The following is a 15,560-nucleotide window of genomic DNA, read 5'->3' on the forward strand; positions in this document are numbered from 1 at the left end:
TTAGCTGTTGAGCATCGAGTCGAAATAGAGCAATACGTGTGATTTCAATAAGTCTTCCTGAGCAAGAATGTCGCCAGAAGGCAACGGTTTTAAAAGGTCGAATTGGGGCCAGTTATCTTTATCCAAACCTGAAGAAATATAATAACCTGATTGGCTAAGAACAGTGCAGACGGCAACATGCAGGAGATCCTGCTTCTGCTCTTTCGAATAGCGCTTAGGCCCCCGCCCCAACTCTTGCATACCAATCAGGAACAACACGCCGTTCAGATCTGAGGGCCGTTTGCCAACGATCTGTTCGAGCGTGTCGAGTAAGTTTTCCCATTTATCATCGAGGATAGATGAAGCTGTACTGGTATGCATAACAAGTTGATAATGATTTATTAAAATTACGCGAATTCCTGTAAAGCAGAATAGGGCTAAGACGGCTAAAACCTATTTATAAGCTGCAATAACTGATATAGTTAGCGTGTATCTATAAAACGCTGAATGAGGATGCTTACGTTTATTCGATCGGCTTTCGAGAACCTTATTTATCTCTTCTATCCTACATTGTGCGCAGGCTGTCAGACGATGCTATACGGTGAAGAGAAAGGGCTGTGCTCGACCTGCCGGATGCAATTACCCCACATCAACACAGGTGAAGAACAATCAGTGCTGCTCAATAAATTCGGGGGACGTACCCAGGTCGATTATGTATATGCTTACGCCTACTTCATGAAGAAAAGCATAGTTCAACGATTGATTCACCAGATGAAATACCGGGGCAAACGCGATCTGGGTCTGCAACTGGGCAAGTGGTGTGGGCAGGAACTGGCTGAGTTAAAAGGAATGCCAATGAGGGCAGATATGCTTATCCCTGTTCCGATCCATTCACTACGACGGCAGCAACGGGGTTATAATCAGAGCGAATGGATTGCTGAGGGATTATCGTTGAGTATGGGAATTGTGAGTCGGCCTGATGTTATGGAACGTACCCAATTTATTTCTTCACAGACGCGCAAGAACCGAATAGAGCGCTGGAAAAACGTTGCCAATGTATTCCGGGTTACGAAACCGCTCGTTGTTCGCGGGCAACACGTAATCATTGTAGACGACGTCTTGACTACCGGAGCTACGTTAGAAGCCTGTATCGTTCAATTACGCGAAGCTGGCGCAGCCACGGTGGGTATTATAACAATAGCGGCCACCCGATGACGAGTGGCCGCTAAGCGAAAAAGAAGTAGGTTGTACAGCTTATTTGTTGAAGCCTACACCAGTCATGGCACAACGGAAACCGATAGTCGCTGTGGCTGAATCCTGATCCATGAACCGGCGGGTACCTGGCGCTAACCAATACGCCACATCGCTCCATGATCCGCCTTTGTAAACGCGAAGCTTATCGTTAATAATTGAGTTATTACCCTTGTTGTCGTAGTTCTTGGCGTCATCAAGATATCCGTTACGACGAATTGGGTTCAGGTCATTTTCAACCTGGAAGGTAAGCGGACGATATACGTCATATACCCACTCGTTTACGTTACCAGCCATGTTATAAAGGCCGAAATCGTTGGCGGGATAAGCATAAATCTGTTGCGTGATGATGGCACCGTCATTCGAACGGCCGGCAATACCAGCGTAGTCGCCACGACCCCGTTTAAAGTTAGCCAGCATCTGGCCCTGCTTACGGCCCTTTTTAGGGTTACGAACTGACGAACCGTCCCAAGGGTAAATCCGTTGATTCGACTGGTTCTCGTCTACATACTGCGTACCGATAAGTGCTTTGGCTGCATACTCCCACTCTGCCTCGGTTGGAATCCGGTAGTCTGGAAGAATAAGGCCACTTTCTAAGCTTGGTTTTGCTGCAGCCGTAGCCGTTTCTGCGCCTTGAACGGTTTCAGCCGCTGGATCGGCTGCTTTTGATTTACGCTTCAACGAGAAGCCTTTACCGCTCTTTTTAGCTTTACCACTGCCATTTTTGTACAGTTCAGCATTGACAGCATCAGTCCGCCAAACCGAATAGTCATTAGCCTGTACCCACGATACACCTACTACTGGATAATACCGATAGCCAGGGAAGCGCAGATACTGGGTTACATAAGCATCGTTGAATGACAGTGGGTTTGCCCAAACGGTCGTGTCGGGCAACGCACGAGTATAGACTTCCTCCGATGAGTCCCGACGAATGGCGTCGAGGTATTCGAGGTAGTGAATGTTAGCAATCTCCGTCTCGTCCATGTAGAACGACTGAATAGACACAGTGCGTTCGCGGTTATCGCGCGAGTTCACCACGTCTTCCTCCAGCGCGCCAAGTGTAAAGCGGCCACCTTCAATGTAAACAAGGTTCGGTCCAGCTTTAGGTCCGGCAAATTTCTTTACCTGAAACCCTTCCTTCTGGTTATAGGCAATGCCCGTTGCTGTACTGGTTTTACCCGGCTTTACGCTCGTCGGGTGTTTGGTCTTACAGGCCGCCATGGCTGCCGTAGCGAGAAGCACGAGAGCCGCGTGTTTCAGGTGATACTTCTGAATCATTGTTGTGTATTGTGTGCAGGCTTTAACTATAGTAGCAGGACGTAAAGAAACTACAAGCAAGAGTTAAACGGATAAAAGCTCAATGTCTTGCGTCATGTATCTAACTATCATGCATTTCTGGTCTTTAAATTTTGTCTCTACTCAGTCAGTTTTTCAAGAATCTTGTCCATCTGGTCGATGTTCGTTACATTCTGATGAGTAAAGATCAGTCGGTTTTTGACGTCCTTAAGCGAACACTCTTTTGGGTGCGCCTTGATGTAGTCAATTACCTTGCCAAAGCGGTCTGATGAAAAGAAGCTATCGGCTTTACTGTCTTTCTCGGAAGAAACGAAGGTTCCCTTCAAAATCGTATTCTTAAGTGTCAGTTTTTCAAGGTGTAGTTCTTCCGCTTTCCAGCGAACGGCTACCATTTTGAACAAATTCTCAACGCCCCGAGGAACAGGCCCGAAACGATCTGACACCTCCTTCTTAAACGCCTGAAGTTCAATCTTATTCTCGATACTATCTAACCGGGTGTACAAAGATAGGCGCTCGGAGATGTTCGTCACATATGATTCAGGAATCAACACTTCCAGATCAGTTTCTATGACGGTATCTGGCAAAAGTGGCTTAAAGACGTCGGGCGTATCCATGAACAATTCTTTGAACTCCGTTTCGCGTAGTTCCTGTACAGCTTCATCCAGAATCTGGTGATACATTTCGTAACCCAGGTCATTCACAAAGCCACTCTGTTCGGCACCCAGCAGATTACCCGCTCCCCGAATGTCGAGATCGCGCATAGCGATCTTGAAGCCTTCACCAAGGTCAGAGAAATCCTCCAGCGTTTGCAGGCGCTTACGGGCATCAGATGAGAGCACGGATGCCGGTGGCGTAAGCAGATAGCAGAATGCTTTTTTGTTTGATCGCCCTACCCGACCGCGCATTTGGTGTACATCAGATAAGCCAAAGTTCTGCGCCTGATTGATGAGAATGGTGTTGGCGTTAGAAATATCCAGACCCGACTCAATGATGTTCGTTGACACGAGCACATCCGTTTCGCCTTCGATAAATCGCGTCATGACCTTCTCCAACCGGTCGCCTTCCATCTGTCCGTGCGCTACGCCGATACGCGCATCGGGAACAAGTCGCTTGATCATGTTGCCCATCGACTCGATATCGCTCACCCGATTGTGCACAAAGAAGACCTGACCGCCCCGGCGAAGCTCATAGCTAACCGCATCGCGAACGAGCGTATCGCTGAAGGGATGAGTCTCCGTTGTAACGGGCTGCCGGTTGGGCGGCGGCGTGGCAATGACCGACAGGTCTCGAGCGCCCATCAACGAGAAATGAAGCGTACGCGGAATGGGCGTAGCGGTCAACGTCAGTACGTCGACCTCCACGCGCATCTCTTTCAAACGATCTTTCGTCTTTACGCCAAACTTCTGTTCTTCGTCGATAATCAACAAGCCGAGGTCTTTGAACTTAACGTCTTTGTTCACGATCCGATGAGTTCCGATCAGAATTCCCAACTCACCCGAAGCAGCCTGACGAAGCGTTTCTTTAATCTGAGCCGAGGTCTTGAACCGGTTGATGTACCCAACCTTCACCGGAAAATTAGCGAGCCGATCTTTAAAGGTGTGGTAATGCTGCATGGCCAGAATAGTAGTCGGTACCAGAATGGCCACCTGTTTATTATCCGTCACCGCTTTGAACGCCGCCCGAATAGCTACCTCCGTTTTGCCGAAACCAACGTCGCCACAAACGAGCCGATCCATCGGGTGTGGCTTCTCCATGTCGTTCTTAACGTCGGCTGTTGCTTTGGCCTGATCGGGGGTATCTTCATAAATAAACGATGATTCCAATTCAGCTTGTAAAAAAGAATCGTCGGAGAACCGATAGCCAGGTGCATTTCGCCTTTTTGCGTACAAAGCGATCAACTCGCGGGCAATATCCTTGACCTGCTTGCGAACTTTCGATTTTTTCAGATCCCACTCCTGCGAGCCGAGTTTGCTCATCGTTGGCGGTCCTCCCTCCTTCCCACTATACTTAGAGATTTTGTGGAGTGAGTGAATGCTTACCAGCAGAATATCATTGTCGCGGTAAATGAGTCGAATCGCTTCCTGCTCGTTACCCCCGTGGTCAACGCGTTCCATGCCGGCGAACCGCCCGATGCCATGATCGACGTGCGTCACGTAGTCGCCGGGTTGAAGCGTTTTTAACTCGCGAAGCGTCAATGCTTTCGACTTACTAAACTTATCACGTACCCGATACTTAAAATACCGGTCGAAAATCTGATGATCGGTGAAGCAGGCAACTTTCAGGGTTTCGTCGATGAAGCCTTCCTTCATACCCATCTGCAGAGTCTGAAATTTCAGGAAGGGATCAACTTCATCGAAAATCGTTTTCAATCGTTCGAGCTGCTTGAACGACTCCGCAATCAGGATGTTGGTAAACCCCTTGCTTTGGTAGTCATTCAACGCGTCGGCAACGCGTTTAAAATCTTTATTGAACGACGGTTGTGGTTTCGACGGGTATGCCAGCTTGTTCTCTGATTTGAAGTAAAATTTCCGGCCAAACTCAACAGTTGTGAATCCTTTCACCTGATTCAGAAAAGCGCGGCGTGTTTCGAACAACGTTTCAGGGTCATCAACTACCTGAATGTTGCCGCCCGCGCCTACTACCTGGGCCAGACTCTGCTCAGCCCGCTCAAAACACTTCTCGATAATTTCAAGGGCAAACTCAATGTCTTTAAACCACAGGAAGGTATCCTTGGGCAGAAATTCCAGAAACGATTCGCGGGTTTCCTGCGTCAGGCGCGTTTGCACATTTGGAATGATACTGATCAGATCGAGGCGATCGGTCGACAGCTGAGTTTCCGGGTTGAAGTGACGCAGGCTTTCAACTTCATCGCCAAACAACTCAATGCGGTATGGAAATTCAGACGCAAACGAAAACACATCGATGATGCCACCACGAACAGAAAATTGACCGGCTTCATAGACGAAGTCAGTTTTCTCGAATTCATAATTCTGGAGCATTTCAGAAATAAAATTCGTATCGAGGCGATCCCCCACCCGAACGGCTAACGTATTGGCTTTCAGCGAACGGCGGTTGATCACCTTCTCAAATATCGCTTCCGGGTACGTTATAAGTAAATTGCTCTGTTTGTTGCCAAGGTTCACCCGGTTCAGCACTTCAGCCCGCATCAACACATTCGCATTTTCAACCTCTTCGTACTGATAAGGCTTCTTATACGACATCGGAAACAACAAGACGTTCCCTGGTGTGTCAGCTGCTCCCTTAGCCTGAGAGCTATCAGCGCGATCACGATCCGAGCGTTCGGAGATGCCAAGCAGGTTTTGCAGGTCGTTGAAGAAGTAGGAAGCCTCTTCTTTATCAGTCAGTACGAAGAGGTGATTGCCACCGGTTTGCTTCGTTAATGAAGCGGCCAGCACAGCGTCGAGACTTCCCGTAATACCCTTCACCTGAATGCGAGTAGGGTCTGTTTTGCTGCGATTAAGCAGCGGTTGCGCCAGGATGTTTATGAACGGATCGTCGGCGTAAAGCGATAAAAGAGCAGTCGTTGTCAAAGCGTAAAATCAGGTCTGCGGGAACACGAAAAGCCGCCGGGCGATTAAACCCGGCGGCATAAAAACAACAGCGAACGACGTTGATTTGTTGCAACACAGACCCTGCAGAGGGTCGATTTTGCCCGAAAAACGAGGTAATAAGTAGCAGCAGTTAGCCAACCGTTTCAAACGCAATTCCTTCTTGTTCCATCAATGACTGAATGCGGGGGCTGGTCTCGAAAACAACAGAGAATTCTTTCTTGTCGGCCATATCGGTTTCATCGTCGGCCATCCATTTCCAATCTTCGGCGGTTGCTTCCAGAATGGCCAGAAGCGAAGCAATTTTCTTCGGGTCACGCTCCTGACTGATCAGTTGGTCGGTGTTTGTGAAGTAAAGCACAATCTTCTCGTCTTCGAGCCATTGCAAATCATTCAGCGCGTCGTTTAGCGCGTCGAGGTTGTTGCCAAAATCAGGAAACTCGAGCACGTCGGCGATCTGATCATAGAACTGACGTAGCGTGCGGGCCTTGCTCCCATCAATGTGGGCAACGAAATGATCGGGAAAACGCTCGGCCAGCGCTGGTTCTGATGAAGAAAGAATGAAGTTAGCAGCCATAGTAAAGGATAGGTAGGAACTGAGCCTGATTGCGGTGGCACGCCGAAACTAGGCTTAGTTTACCTCTGTGAATGTATTGTAATGATCAGTTGTATACCACGCCCGGCCGTCTGAACCGGTTATCAGTCGTTCGGTACCCCGGTTTTTACCCTGAATTTTCGGATTGACATCCCATTCCTGGTATTGAATGGATTTGCCGTCGGTATCAGACCGAGGCAGGTGGTTTTCATAATTTCCGAAACGTCGGCCACCAACGTACCCATCCATAGCACGTTTGTTAGCCCGAACATACGTTAGTACATCGTAGACCTTCTGCGGAATCGAGCCCGTTTGGGTACGTATACCAGCATGTTGTTGCGATGAATGATCGGATTGATAGTTCCGGGTACGTTGCTGCTGATTGTCACGCTGTTGCTCAGCGCGATCGTGGTGACGATTCCGGTGCTTTTTCTTGCGTGTCTGTTGATGCGCCGTTTCTTGATTATCCTGTGCCTTAGGCTGGCAATCAAGTAAGAGAGACGTACCCAGAAAAAGGCAAACGAAAAAGAAATAGCGATGGAGGAAGTGGGGCATTGGTGGTAGCAACGAAGCTGAAGCTTCGGTAGTGTAATGACGAGATACAACTACCGAAGCTTCAGTCACAGCGGCTGATCGTTTCAGCGCTAATAGGGTTAGTTCAGCGAGAACATGGGTACTCGCAGTGAAACAACGTTATTGAACATCAACTCAGAAATTTCTGGCTTCATGTAGTCGATCAGCGGAAAGCCAGCAATCGTTTCCAGCACATCCAGTTCCGAGTCAGCGTTGACGATGCACCATAATTTAGACCGATCAGCGGCGAGCGAGTAAGACAGAATGTGCCCCTGCTCCATCAGCTCATTGATTTTAGCCCGTTGCTCCGGAACTTTGGCCATAAAGGCGGCGTCCATGTTGGCCAGCGAAAACTCGACCATGAATTGACTCATATCGACTAGTAGTTAATTGCTCGGCCAGATTACCCGGCCAGTACGGTATTAACCAAAGATAACTCATCTTCGTTAATTGTATGCCCACCATTTGGGTAGATTCGTGTCAGAACATTAGCACCCATCCGAGTCAGAACAGTATCCGTCTCCAAAACACGCGCCTTCGGAATATGTGAGTCCGGCTCGCTGCAACCCAGCACAACCGGCGTTCCGGCAAACGTACCCGGATAATCACGAGGTGTCGTATCCGGGCCAATCAACCCGCCGCTTAGTCCGAAAATGCCGCCATAAACCGCCGGATTGCGTGCCAGGAATTCAAGCGTCAGACAAGCTCCCTGCGAAAAACCAAGCCAGTACAGCTGCGTGGTCTTCACGTTAAAATCAGCCTGCAATCGCGCTCTGACCATTTCCAGCGTAGTCAACGCCGACGACAGGTAGGGTTCGTTTCGTTCGGTAGGCTGTAAAAACGAGTACGGATACCAGGTACCATCGGTTGCCTGCGGTGCCACAAAGGCCATATCGTTGGCATTCAGGTATTGAGTCAGCGACAGAATATCGCGCGCCGAACTACCGCGGCCATGCACCATAATCATGACGCGCTTTGCCTCTTCCAGTGCTACCCCGGCGGTGAGGATATTGTTTGGGTTGTGAATCATCGTAGAAAATGTTCTCTGTCTTCGGTCTTCTGTCCTCTGTTGCGCAGCCTCTCAGGACCTATCGTGGTATAGCAGCGCAACAGAGAACACAAGACCGAGAACTGGTTTAGTTGATTTCCGGCAGAACTTTCTCCAACTGAGCCCGGCGTGCTTCGTACTGTGGAGGCAGCATCAAAGACGTACCCAGCGACTCAGGTGCTTCATCAATGGCAAATCCGGGCGGGTTGGTAGCTACTTCGAACAGAACGCCCCCAGGTTCGCGGAAATAGATGCTGTGAAAGTAGTTACGATCCTGAACGGGCGTTACCTGATAACCGGCTTCGGCCAGTTGCTGTTGAATGATCAGCTGTGTCTCATCTGTATCTGTTGAAAAAGCCACGTGGTGGACTGAACCCGCGCCCTGCAACGCCCGAACCGGATTAGGCGACACATGAATATCAACGTACCTGCCCGACCCGCCTACGCCAGCTTCGTAGCGAAATAGGCCGGATTCTTCAGCCACCAACCGATGTTGCATAACGCCCGTCAGAAGCTCCACAGTTCGTTCTGGTTTTAGCTGCTCCAGCGTGACCGTGTGAAAGCCACGGATAGCGTTCTCGGGCGTTATCTGACCATTACTGTAGCCTGGACGGTTGTCGGCATCAGTGAAGACCAATTCAATGCCCATGCCGTCGTAATCTTCGAAACGAACATACATTTCGTCGAAGCGTTTATTGGGCCCGGCGTAGGCAATCTGGAACTCATGCAACCGATCAAGCCAAAAACTCATCCCGGCTACGGGTACTGAGAATGCCGTGTAGGTCAGCTGCCCTACTCCTTTCCGACCGCGTGGGATATTGCCGTAAGGAAAAGACGTGTAAATGCTGCCAGGTGAGCCTGTCTCGTCGCCGTAATACAGATGATACACATCCGGCGCGTCGAAATTGACGGTTTTTTTCAAGAGCCTCAGCCCTAATACATGTCTGTAGAAATCAACGTTGCGATGCGTATCACCAGCTATTGCGGTTACGTGGTGAAGGCCGTTAATGAGTGTGCTCATGGTTAAGTTTTTTTATTTTCACTTGTATTTAATGTTGATACATTTAATAAACGGAATTCGTTCAATCCGGAAAACGGATGTCAACAATTAGGCACCGGATGATAAGCAGCGATAGACGGTATGATCGATTACATCCAATACCCCGACGTTCAACGTCGAGTACCCATTATCCCGTACCGTAGGCTATTTAAACCACTAGCCTGTTGAAACGTTTACTACTCAAGACACTACATCACTGTCCACCAATCACAGTAATGAATCCCCCTTCGCCAACCACTGAACGTCCGCTTCTGAGTAAGCGCCTCGACGATATACTGTTGTCACTCTACAACGTATTTACGTTTATAGGTCGCTTTTTCCGTGAGGTTGTGCTGCCTCCTTATGAAGGGCGTGAGATCATCCGGCAGTGTTATGAAGTTGGGGTACGCTCACTGCCGCTGATTTCGCTAACAGGCTTTATCACGGGTATCGTATTTACCAACCAATCGCGGCCTTCACTATCACAGTTTGGTGCTACGTCATGGCTACCCTCGCTGGTATCGATCGCGCTGGTTCGGGCCATTGGTCCGTTGGTTACGTCGTTGATTGCGGCGGGTCGGGTAGGCTCAAATATTGGTGCTGAATTAAGCTCCATGCGGGTAACCGAGCAGATCGACGCTATGGAGGTGTCGGCTACCAATCCGTTTAAGTTTCTGGTAGTCAGCCGCGTATTGGCTACTACGTTTATGATTCCAGTGCTGACAATGTATGCTATTGCGGTAGGTCTACTCGGTTCATTTTTGAACGTGAGTAGCAGCGAAGCAACCAGCTTACAGTCGTTCATCAGTGAAGTGTTCAACACCATTACCTTTCTCGACATCTTCTCGTCGGTGATCAAGTCAGTTGTGTTTGGCTTCACTATTGGTATGGTTGGGTGCTATCAGGGATATAACTCATCGAAGGGCACGGAGGGCGTTGGTAAAGCGGCCAACGCTTCGGTAGTTACCTCAATGTTCCTGGTGTTTGTTGAAGAATTACTCGCCCTACAGATCGTCGGAGCCATCCGGGATATGTAGGCAAATATCCCCCACTTAGCTATGCCACAATCAGTTATTCAGATAAAAGACCTGCATGTTGCCTTTGGCGACAATTACGTGCTGCGCGGGGTGGATCTGGATCTATATAAAGGTGAAAATCTTGTTGTTCTGGGCCGGTCAGGTACGGGTAAATCGGTGCTTATTAAAATGCTGGTTGGCCTGTTGAAGCCCGATTCGGGGTCCGTAACTGTGCTCAACGAAGACGTTATGGCCCTCGATTCGATCGAGTTAGATAAACTTCGGCTGAAAGTGGGCTTTTCGTTTCAGAACAGCGCGCTCTACGACAGCATGACCGTGCGTGAAAACCTGGAGTTTCCACTTGTTCGCAACGTTCGTAATCTAACCCGGTCCGAGATAGACCGGCAGGTAGAAGAGGCGCTCGACAACGTAGGACTGAAACAGGCGATCAATCAGGTGCCGTCGGAACTATCGGGCGGGCAGCGCAAACGGATTGGTATTGCCCGTACGTTGATTCTGAAGCCCGAAATAATGCTCTACGACGAGCCAACGGCAGGGCTAGATCCAATTACCTGTACCGAGATAAACAGTCTGATAAACGAAGTTCAGGAACGCAACGGGGCTTCGTCGATCATCATTACCCACGACCTAACCTGCGCTAAAACCGTCGGCGACCGGGTAGCCATGCTTTTCGACGGGCAGTTTCAACGCATGGGTACGTTCGACGAGGTGTTTGCCACAGACGACGAACGCGTACAACAATTCTATCACTACAACTTTACTGAAAGCAAATGAAATCAAATCGACGTGCCGTAGTTGTTGGCCTGTTTGTCCTTATTGGCCTGGCTATTTTAATAGGTGGCATCCTGTTTTTGGGTGGTCAGCAGAAACGATTCGTGTCGACGCTGCAGATCAAAGCCGTTTTTAACGATGTTGGCGGGCTGAAAACGGGTAATAATGTTTGGTTTTCGGGTGTCAAAATCGGCACTATCAAACGCATTAGTTTCGTGGGCTCCTCGAAAGTAGAGGTAGACATGAACATCGAAGAAAAATCAGCGCAGTATATCCGTAAAGATGCGCAAGCTACACTCGGCTCTGACGGGCTCATTGGCAACAAGCTGATCGTGATTGTGGGCGGTTCACCAAGTTCGGCTCCGGTAGAAGATGGTGATATGCTCCGGGCGCGCGAATCGCTCAGTATGGAATCGATCATCGATACGCTACAGATTACGAACCGGAACCTGTTGAAAATCACTACAGATATTGGCAGCATTGTCAATAAAGTGAAATACGGTCGGGGACTTGCCGGCCTACTTCTGAATGACACAACGATCGTTCAGAACTTCCGGGGAACAATGACTGGCCTGCAAAAAGCCTCAGCTAACGCCTCACAAATGACCAGTTCGCTAACCGCCTACACAGCTAAACTAAACCGGCCAGGTACGTTGGCAAATGATCTGGTTTCGGATACGGCCATTATGCGTAGCGTTCGGGCGTCAACGTCAAATTTGCAGCGGGCGTCTGTATCGGCAAATGACGTGGTGGCTGATGTAAAGCAGGCAACGGAGAAACTGAAGAATGGCAACAGCGCGCTAGGCGTACTGACCAGCGATCTGTCGGTCGGTAATGATATTCGAAGTACCGTTCGCAACCTAAACAGCAGTACGCAGAAGCTCGACCAGAATCTGGAAGCCTTGAAGAGCAATTTCCTGTTCCGGGGTTATTTCAAAAAGCAGGAAAAAGCTAAAGCAAAAGCCGCGAAAGAAGCTGAAAAGAACGGAACGCCGATACCCGTTGCTCCCGCTGATTCGGTTAAGTAGGAGTTCCCAGAAGCTGCTGTACTCTTTGTACAAGCGGATCTACTTGGGCTAGTTTTTGGCCTAATTCGTCCAGAATAGGTTGTATTCAACCTCTTAATACTTTCCTGTTTTTCATTGTCAGGGCGATAATAAAACAAGAGCAGGTCATCCGTAATATGTTTACGTTCCTTGTCAGTAGCTGCGTTGCTGAATACAGCTCAGGTACGTGTCTGCAAGGTCGGTTGTTAGCATCATCAGCTAGCCGAGTTTTGTTTGGTATGAATCTGCTTAAGGGGCTCGCAGTAATAAATGGCCTTATCTCATTGATTAATGAACGGTGCTCTTGATCGCTGGCATGAATGGGATACAAGCTATTCTGCTCTTCCGTTTGTGCCAACGTTAAATCAAGCAAACCTCGTCGTTCTTGCTGTGTCATGTGTTAAACATGCTTTACCCCGCCCAGTTCTCTCGGTCTAAGCTGCGGTATTGAATAGCTTCGGCTAAGTGTTCGATCCTGATTTCGTCGGTGCCGGCAAGATCGGCGATGGTGCGTGATACTTTCAGAATACGGTCATAGGCACGGGCTGACAAACCGAGGCGTTCCATGGCTGTTTTGAGTAGAATACGTCCTGCGGGGTTGATCTCACAGATTTCCTTGACCATTTGAGAAGGCATCATGGCGTTGGAATAGATGCCTTCATGCCCTTCAAAACGTTTTGTCTGGCGTTCACGGGCCTGCACTACCCGTTCGCGAATGGCTTCACTGGTCTCGGCGGGGCGATTGCCAGTCATCTGATCAAACGAGACGGGCGTTACTTCAACGTGTAGGTCAATCCGATCGAGCAGGGGACCGCTGACTTTGTTGAGGTACTTCTGTACCACACCGGGGCCGCAAACACACTCTTTGTCGGGGTGGTTATAGTAGCCGCAAGGGCATGGGTTCATGCTCGAGATTAGCATGAAATTGGCCGGAAATTCAACGGCCCATTTAGCCCGTGAAATGCTGACCTTTCGATCTTCAAGCGGTTGCCGCATCACCTCCAGAGCCGAGCGTTTGAACTCAGGTAACTCGTCCAGAAACAAGACGCCGTTGTGCGCCAGCGAGATCTCGCCGGGCTGCGGAAAGCTTCCCCCTCCTACCAATGCAGCGTCAGAAATGGTATGGTGAGGTGCTCTGTAGGGCCGCCGTGATACCAGCGTCGCTTTTGCTCCAAGCTTACCCGCTACTGAGTGAATCTTGGTTGTTTCCAGCGCTTCCTGGAGCGTCATGGGTGGTAAGATCGTGGGCAGGCGCTTGGCCAGCATGGTTTTCCCCGCCCCCGGTGGGCCGATCATGATGACGTTATGCCCTCCGGCAGCGGCAATCTCCATCGCCCGTTTGATATTCTCCTGCCCCTGAACGTGCGCGAAGTCGGCATCATACGCATTCTGGCTGCTGAAGAACAAATCGCGCGTATCAACTACAAGTGGTTCGATGGACCGCTTACCTTCGAAAAACTCGAGTGCGTCCATCATGTTATGAACCGGAATAATGTCGAGGTTATTTACGATGGCGGCCTCTTCGGCGTTTTCAACGGGCAACACAAACCCTTTATACCCCCGTTTTCTGGCTTCAATAGCAATGGGTAATACGCCCTTGATTGGCCGGAGCGTACCATCGAGTGCCAGTTCACCCATAATGACATACTCTTCCAGGTTTTTTTCCAGATTGACCTGTTCTGACGCTTTCAGTACGCAAAGCGCAATGGGCAAGTCATAAGCAGAGCCTTCTTTCCGAATATCGACCGGGGCCAGATTGACCACTACCTTCTGGCGAGGCATTCGGTAACCCGAATATTTCAGCGATGCTTCAACCCGCTGTTCGCTTTCTTTTACGGCACTATCGGGTAAGCCAACCATGAAGAATTTCATACCCTGGCCGGCGGTCACTTCAATGGTAATGATGGTGGCGTTGACGCCATAAACGGCCGCGCCAAATGTTTTTGCAAGCATGATTCTACGGTAGGCAACTAGACGGTTATCCCCGAAAGGTATAATAGTCAAAGCTACAACAATCCCGACTATCTGACGTACCTAACTGAGTACAGGTAGGGGAACGTGGCCTGATGGAGTGTATTTTGCAGGCCATTTTCAACAGCATCTGCCAGAGGAATGAGATTTTTTATCTGCCTCGGTTATCTATAAATCCTGGCCGTTTTGCGAATCCTGCCATAAAATATGTGTTGCCTGTCAGGCACTCAGCGGGCCGTTTGCTAAGGGTGTGCACTATTTTCAGAGGTTTTTCGTTATATCATCATTGGTTCACATAAAAATCCAATTCTATAGGCTTACTCTACATAGTACCTCAATTTGTGTTTGTTCAACTTAAATCCGTACTATCATTATGGAGAGTAATCAGCAGAAGCCGAAGGCAAACGGAGCACTTTTAGCCGCCCTAATATTAATGACGGGTCTGGCCGGGGTGACGAGCTACCTGTATTTCGACAAGAAGACAGTGGCCGAAACGCAGGAAGTAACCATCGCTGAGCGTGTAGAAGAACTGTCGAATACCCGCGTGAAACTGGATTCGATCTCAACCGCCCTTGATACTAAAATTGCTGAAGTACAACGCTTAGGCGGCGATATTACAGAGTTACAAAAGGTAAAGGCCGATCTGGAAGCCGATAAACTGGCCTTGTCTCGGGGCGCTAAGCTGTCTCGGGCCAACATTGCCAAATATGAGCTCAAGATTCAGGAATACATGGCCTACCTGGCCGAAAAAGACACCGCCATTGCTGTGTTACAGCGCGAGAAAGAGGTGTTAGCTACCGACAATCAGACGTTGAATACGGAGAATGTTACGCTGAAAACACGTCGTCAGCAGTTGGAAGACACAGTCGCCGTTGTTGCCTCTCAAAACCAGGAACTTGCCTCGAAAGTAACCCGGGCGTCTGCACTTAAAGCGCAGAATATCAAGGTGCTGTCGGTAAATCCGAAGGGGAAAGAGAAGGAAGATGACGCTTACAAAGCGAAACGACTGGACAAAATTAAACTGGTTTACGCTCTGGCCGATAACCCAATTACGCAGGAAGAACCTAAAGACGTGTTCATCCGTGTGCTGGACCCCGATGGGGCTGTAATCTCTGATATGGCCAACGGTTCAGGTACATTCAAATCGGGTAGCGATGAAATGGTTTACACCGTTAAGCAGACCGTAGATTATGACCGCAATGGCAAAAACGTTGAGTTGCTGTACACACGCGGAACACCTTACCGGCCGGGTAAATACACAGTAGAGCTATACAGTGAAGGATTCAAGATTGGCTCAGGTGCTTTTGCTGTTCGATAGATAAGCAGGAGACTAAATAACAGTGAAAACCCCGCCAGAACAGCTTCTGGCGGGGTTTTTTGTATCA

General features: G+C 49.3%; 14 protein-coding genes. 5 read left to right on the plus strand and 9 right to left on the minus strand.

Features of this window, described 5'->3' with window-relative positions:
- Window positions 1-360 (minus strand): hypothetical protein, encoded by a 360-nt coding sequence (locus tag J2I46_RS16540; protein WP_207330168.1) that lies wholly within the window; start codon window positions 358-360, stop codon window positions 1-3.
- A gap of 132 nt (window positions 361-492) precedes the next feature.
- Between J2I46_RS16540 and J2I46_RS16545 the strand changes: the two genes are divergently transcribed.
- On the plus strand, window positions 493-1,194 hold the full coding sequence (locus J2I46_RS16545; RefSeq protein ID WP_207330169.1) for a ComF family protein: 702 nt from the start codon (window positions 493-495) through the stop codon (window positions 1,192-1,194).
- 39 nt (window positions 1,195-1,233) lie between these two features.
- Here J2I46_RS16545 and J2I46_RS16550 read toward each other — a convergent pair whose 3' ends face one another.
- From J2I46_RS16550 to J2I46_RS16580, 7 genes are all read right to left on the minus strand, one after another.
- A complete protein-coding gene (locus J2I46_RS16550) occupies window positions 1,234-2,508 on the minus strand; it encodes an SUMF1/EgtB/PvdO family nonheme iron enzyme (RefSeq protein ID WP_207330170.1) in 1,275 nt (424 codons plus the stop codon).
- 137 nt (window positions 2,509-2,645) lie between these two features.
- Entirely contained in the window at window positions 2,646-6,077 is a 3,432-nt protein-coding gene (gene mfd, locus J2I46_RS16555; RefSeq protein WP_207330171.1) for a transcription-repair coupling factor, read from the minus strand.
- 151 nt (window positions 6,078-6,228) lie between these two features.
- Complete coding sequence (locus J2I46_RS16560; RefSeq protein WP_207330172.1) at window positions 6,229-6,672, minus strand: barstar family protein; 444 nt, start codon at window positions 6,670-6,672, stop codon at window positions 6,229-6,231.
- Window positions 6,673-6,726: 54 nt separating this feature from the next.
- Window positions 6,727-7,245, minus strand: a complete 519-nt coding sequence (locus J2I46_RS16565) for a guanyl-specific ribonuclease (RefSeq protein ID WP_207330173.1) — start codon at window positions 7,243-7,245, stop codon at window positions 6,727-6,729.
- 98 nt (window positions 7,246-7,343) lie between these two features.
- Window positions 7,344-7,637, minus strand: coding sequence for a muconolactone Delta-isomerase family protein (locus tag J2I46_RS16570; protein WP_207330174.1), 294 nt, complete (start codon window positions 7,635-7,637; stop codon window positions 7,344-7,346).
- A gap of 29 nt (window positions 7,638-7,666) precedes the next feature.
- Entirely contained in the window at window positions 7,667-8,293 is a 627-nt protein-coding gene (locus J2I46_RS16575) for an alpha/beta hydrolase (protein WP_207330175.1), read from the minus strand.
- 106 nt (window positions 8,294-8,399) lie between these two features.
- Complete coding sequence (locus J2I46_RS16580) at window positions 8,400-9,332, minus strand: ring-cleaving dioxygenase (RefSeq protein ID WP_207330176.1); 933 nt, start codon at window positions 9,330-9,332, stop codon at window positions 8,400-8,402.
- 254 nt (window positions 9,333-9,586) lie between these two features.
- Here J2I46_RS16580 and J2I46_RS16585 point away from each other — a divergent pair, with 254 nt between their 5' ends.
- From J2I46_RS16585 to J2I46_RS16595, 3 genes are read left to right on the plus strand one after another with little or no spacing between them, the layout of a single operon-like run.
- Complete coding sequence (locus J2I46_RS16585) at window positions 9,587-10,387, plus strand: MlaE family ABC transporter permease (protein WP_207330177.1); 801 nt, start codon at window positions 9,587-9,589, stop codon at window positions 10,385-10,387.
- Between the two features lie 21 nt (window positions 10,388-10,408).
- Entirely contained in the window at window positions 10,409-11,161 is a 753-nt protein-coding gene (locus J2I46_RS16590; RefSeq protein WP_207330178.1) for an ABC transporter ATP-binding protein, read from the plus strand.
- Window positions 11,158-12,186, plus strand: coding sequence for an MlaD family protein (locus J2I46_RS16595; RefSeq protein ID WP_207330179.1), 1,029 nt, complete (start codon window positions 11,158-11,160; stop codon window positions 12,184-12,186). Before J2I46_RS16590 ends, J2I46_RS16595 begins: the two co-directional genes overlap by 4 nt.
- Before the next feature lie 429 nt (window positions 12,187-12,615).
- Here the strand turns inward: J2I46_RS16595 and J2I46_RS16600 are convergent, their stop codons facing one another.
- The gene (locus J2I46_RS16600) at window positions 12,616-14,157 is read right to left on the minus strand and encodes a YifB family Mg chelatase-like AAA ATPase (RefSeq protein WP_207330180.1); all 1,542 of its coding nucleotides are present in this window, start codon (window positions 14,155-14,157) and stop codon (window positions 12,616-12,618) included.
- 391 nt (window positions 14,158-14,548) lie between these two features.
- Between J2I46_RS16600 and J2I46_RS16605 the strand changes: the two genes are divergently transcribed.
- Complete coding sequence (locus tag J2I46_RS16605) at window positions 14,549-15,493, plus strand: DUF8428 domain-containing protein (protein ID WP_207330181.1); 945 nt, start codon at window positions 14,549-14,551, stop codon at window positions 15,491-15,493.
- Window positions 15,494-15,560 lie beyond the last annotated feature (67 nt).

The organism is Fibrella forsythiae (assembly GCF_017353175.1).
In the GTDB taxonomy this organism is placed as follows: domain Bacteria; phylum Bacteroidota; class Bacteroidia; order Cytophagales; family Spirosomataceae; genus Fibrella; species Fibrella forsythiae.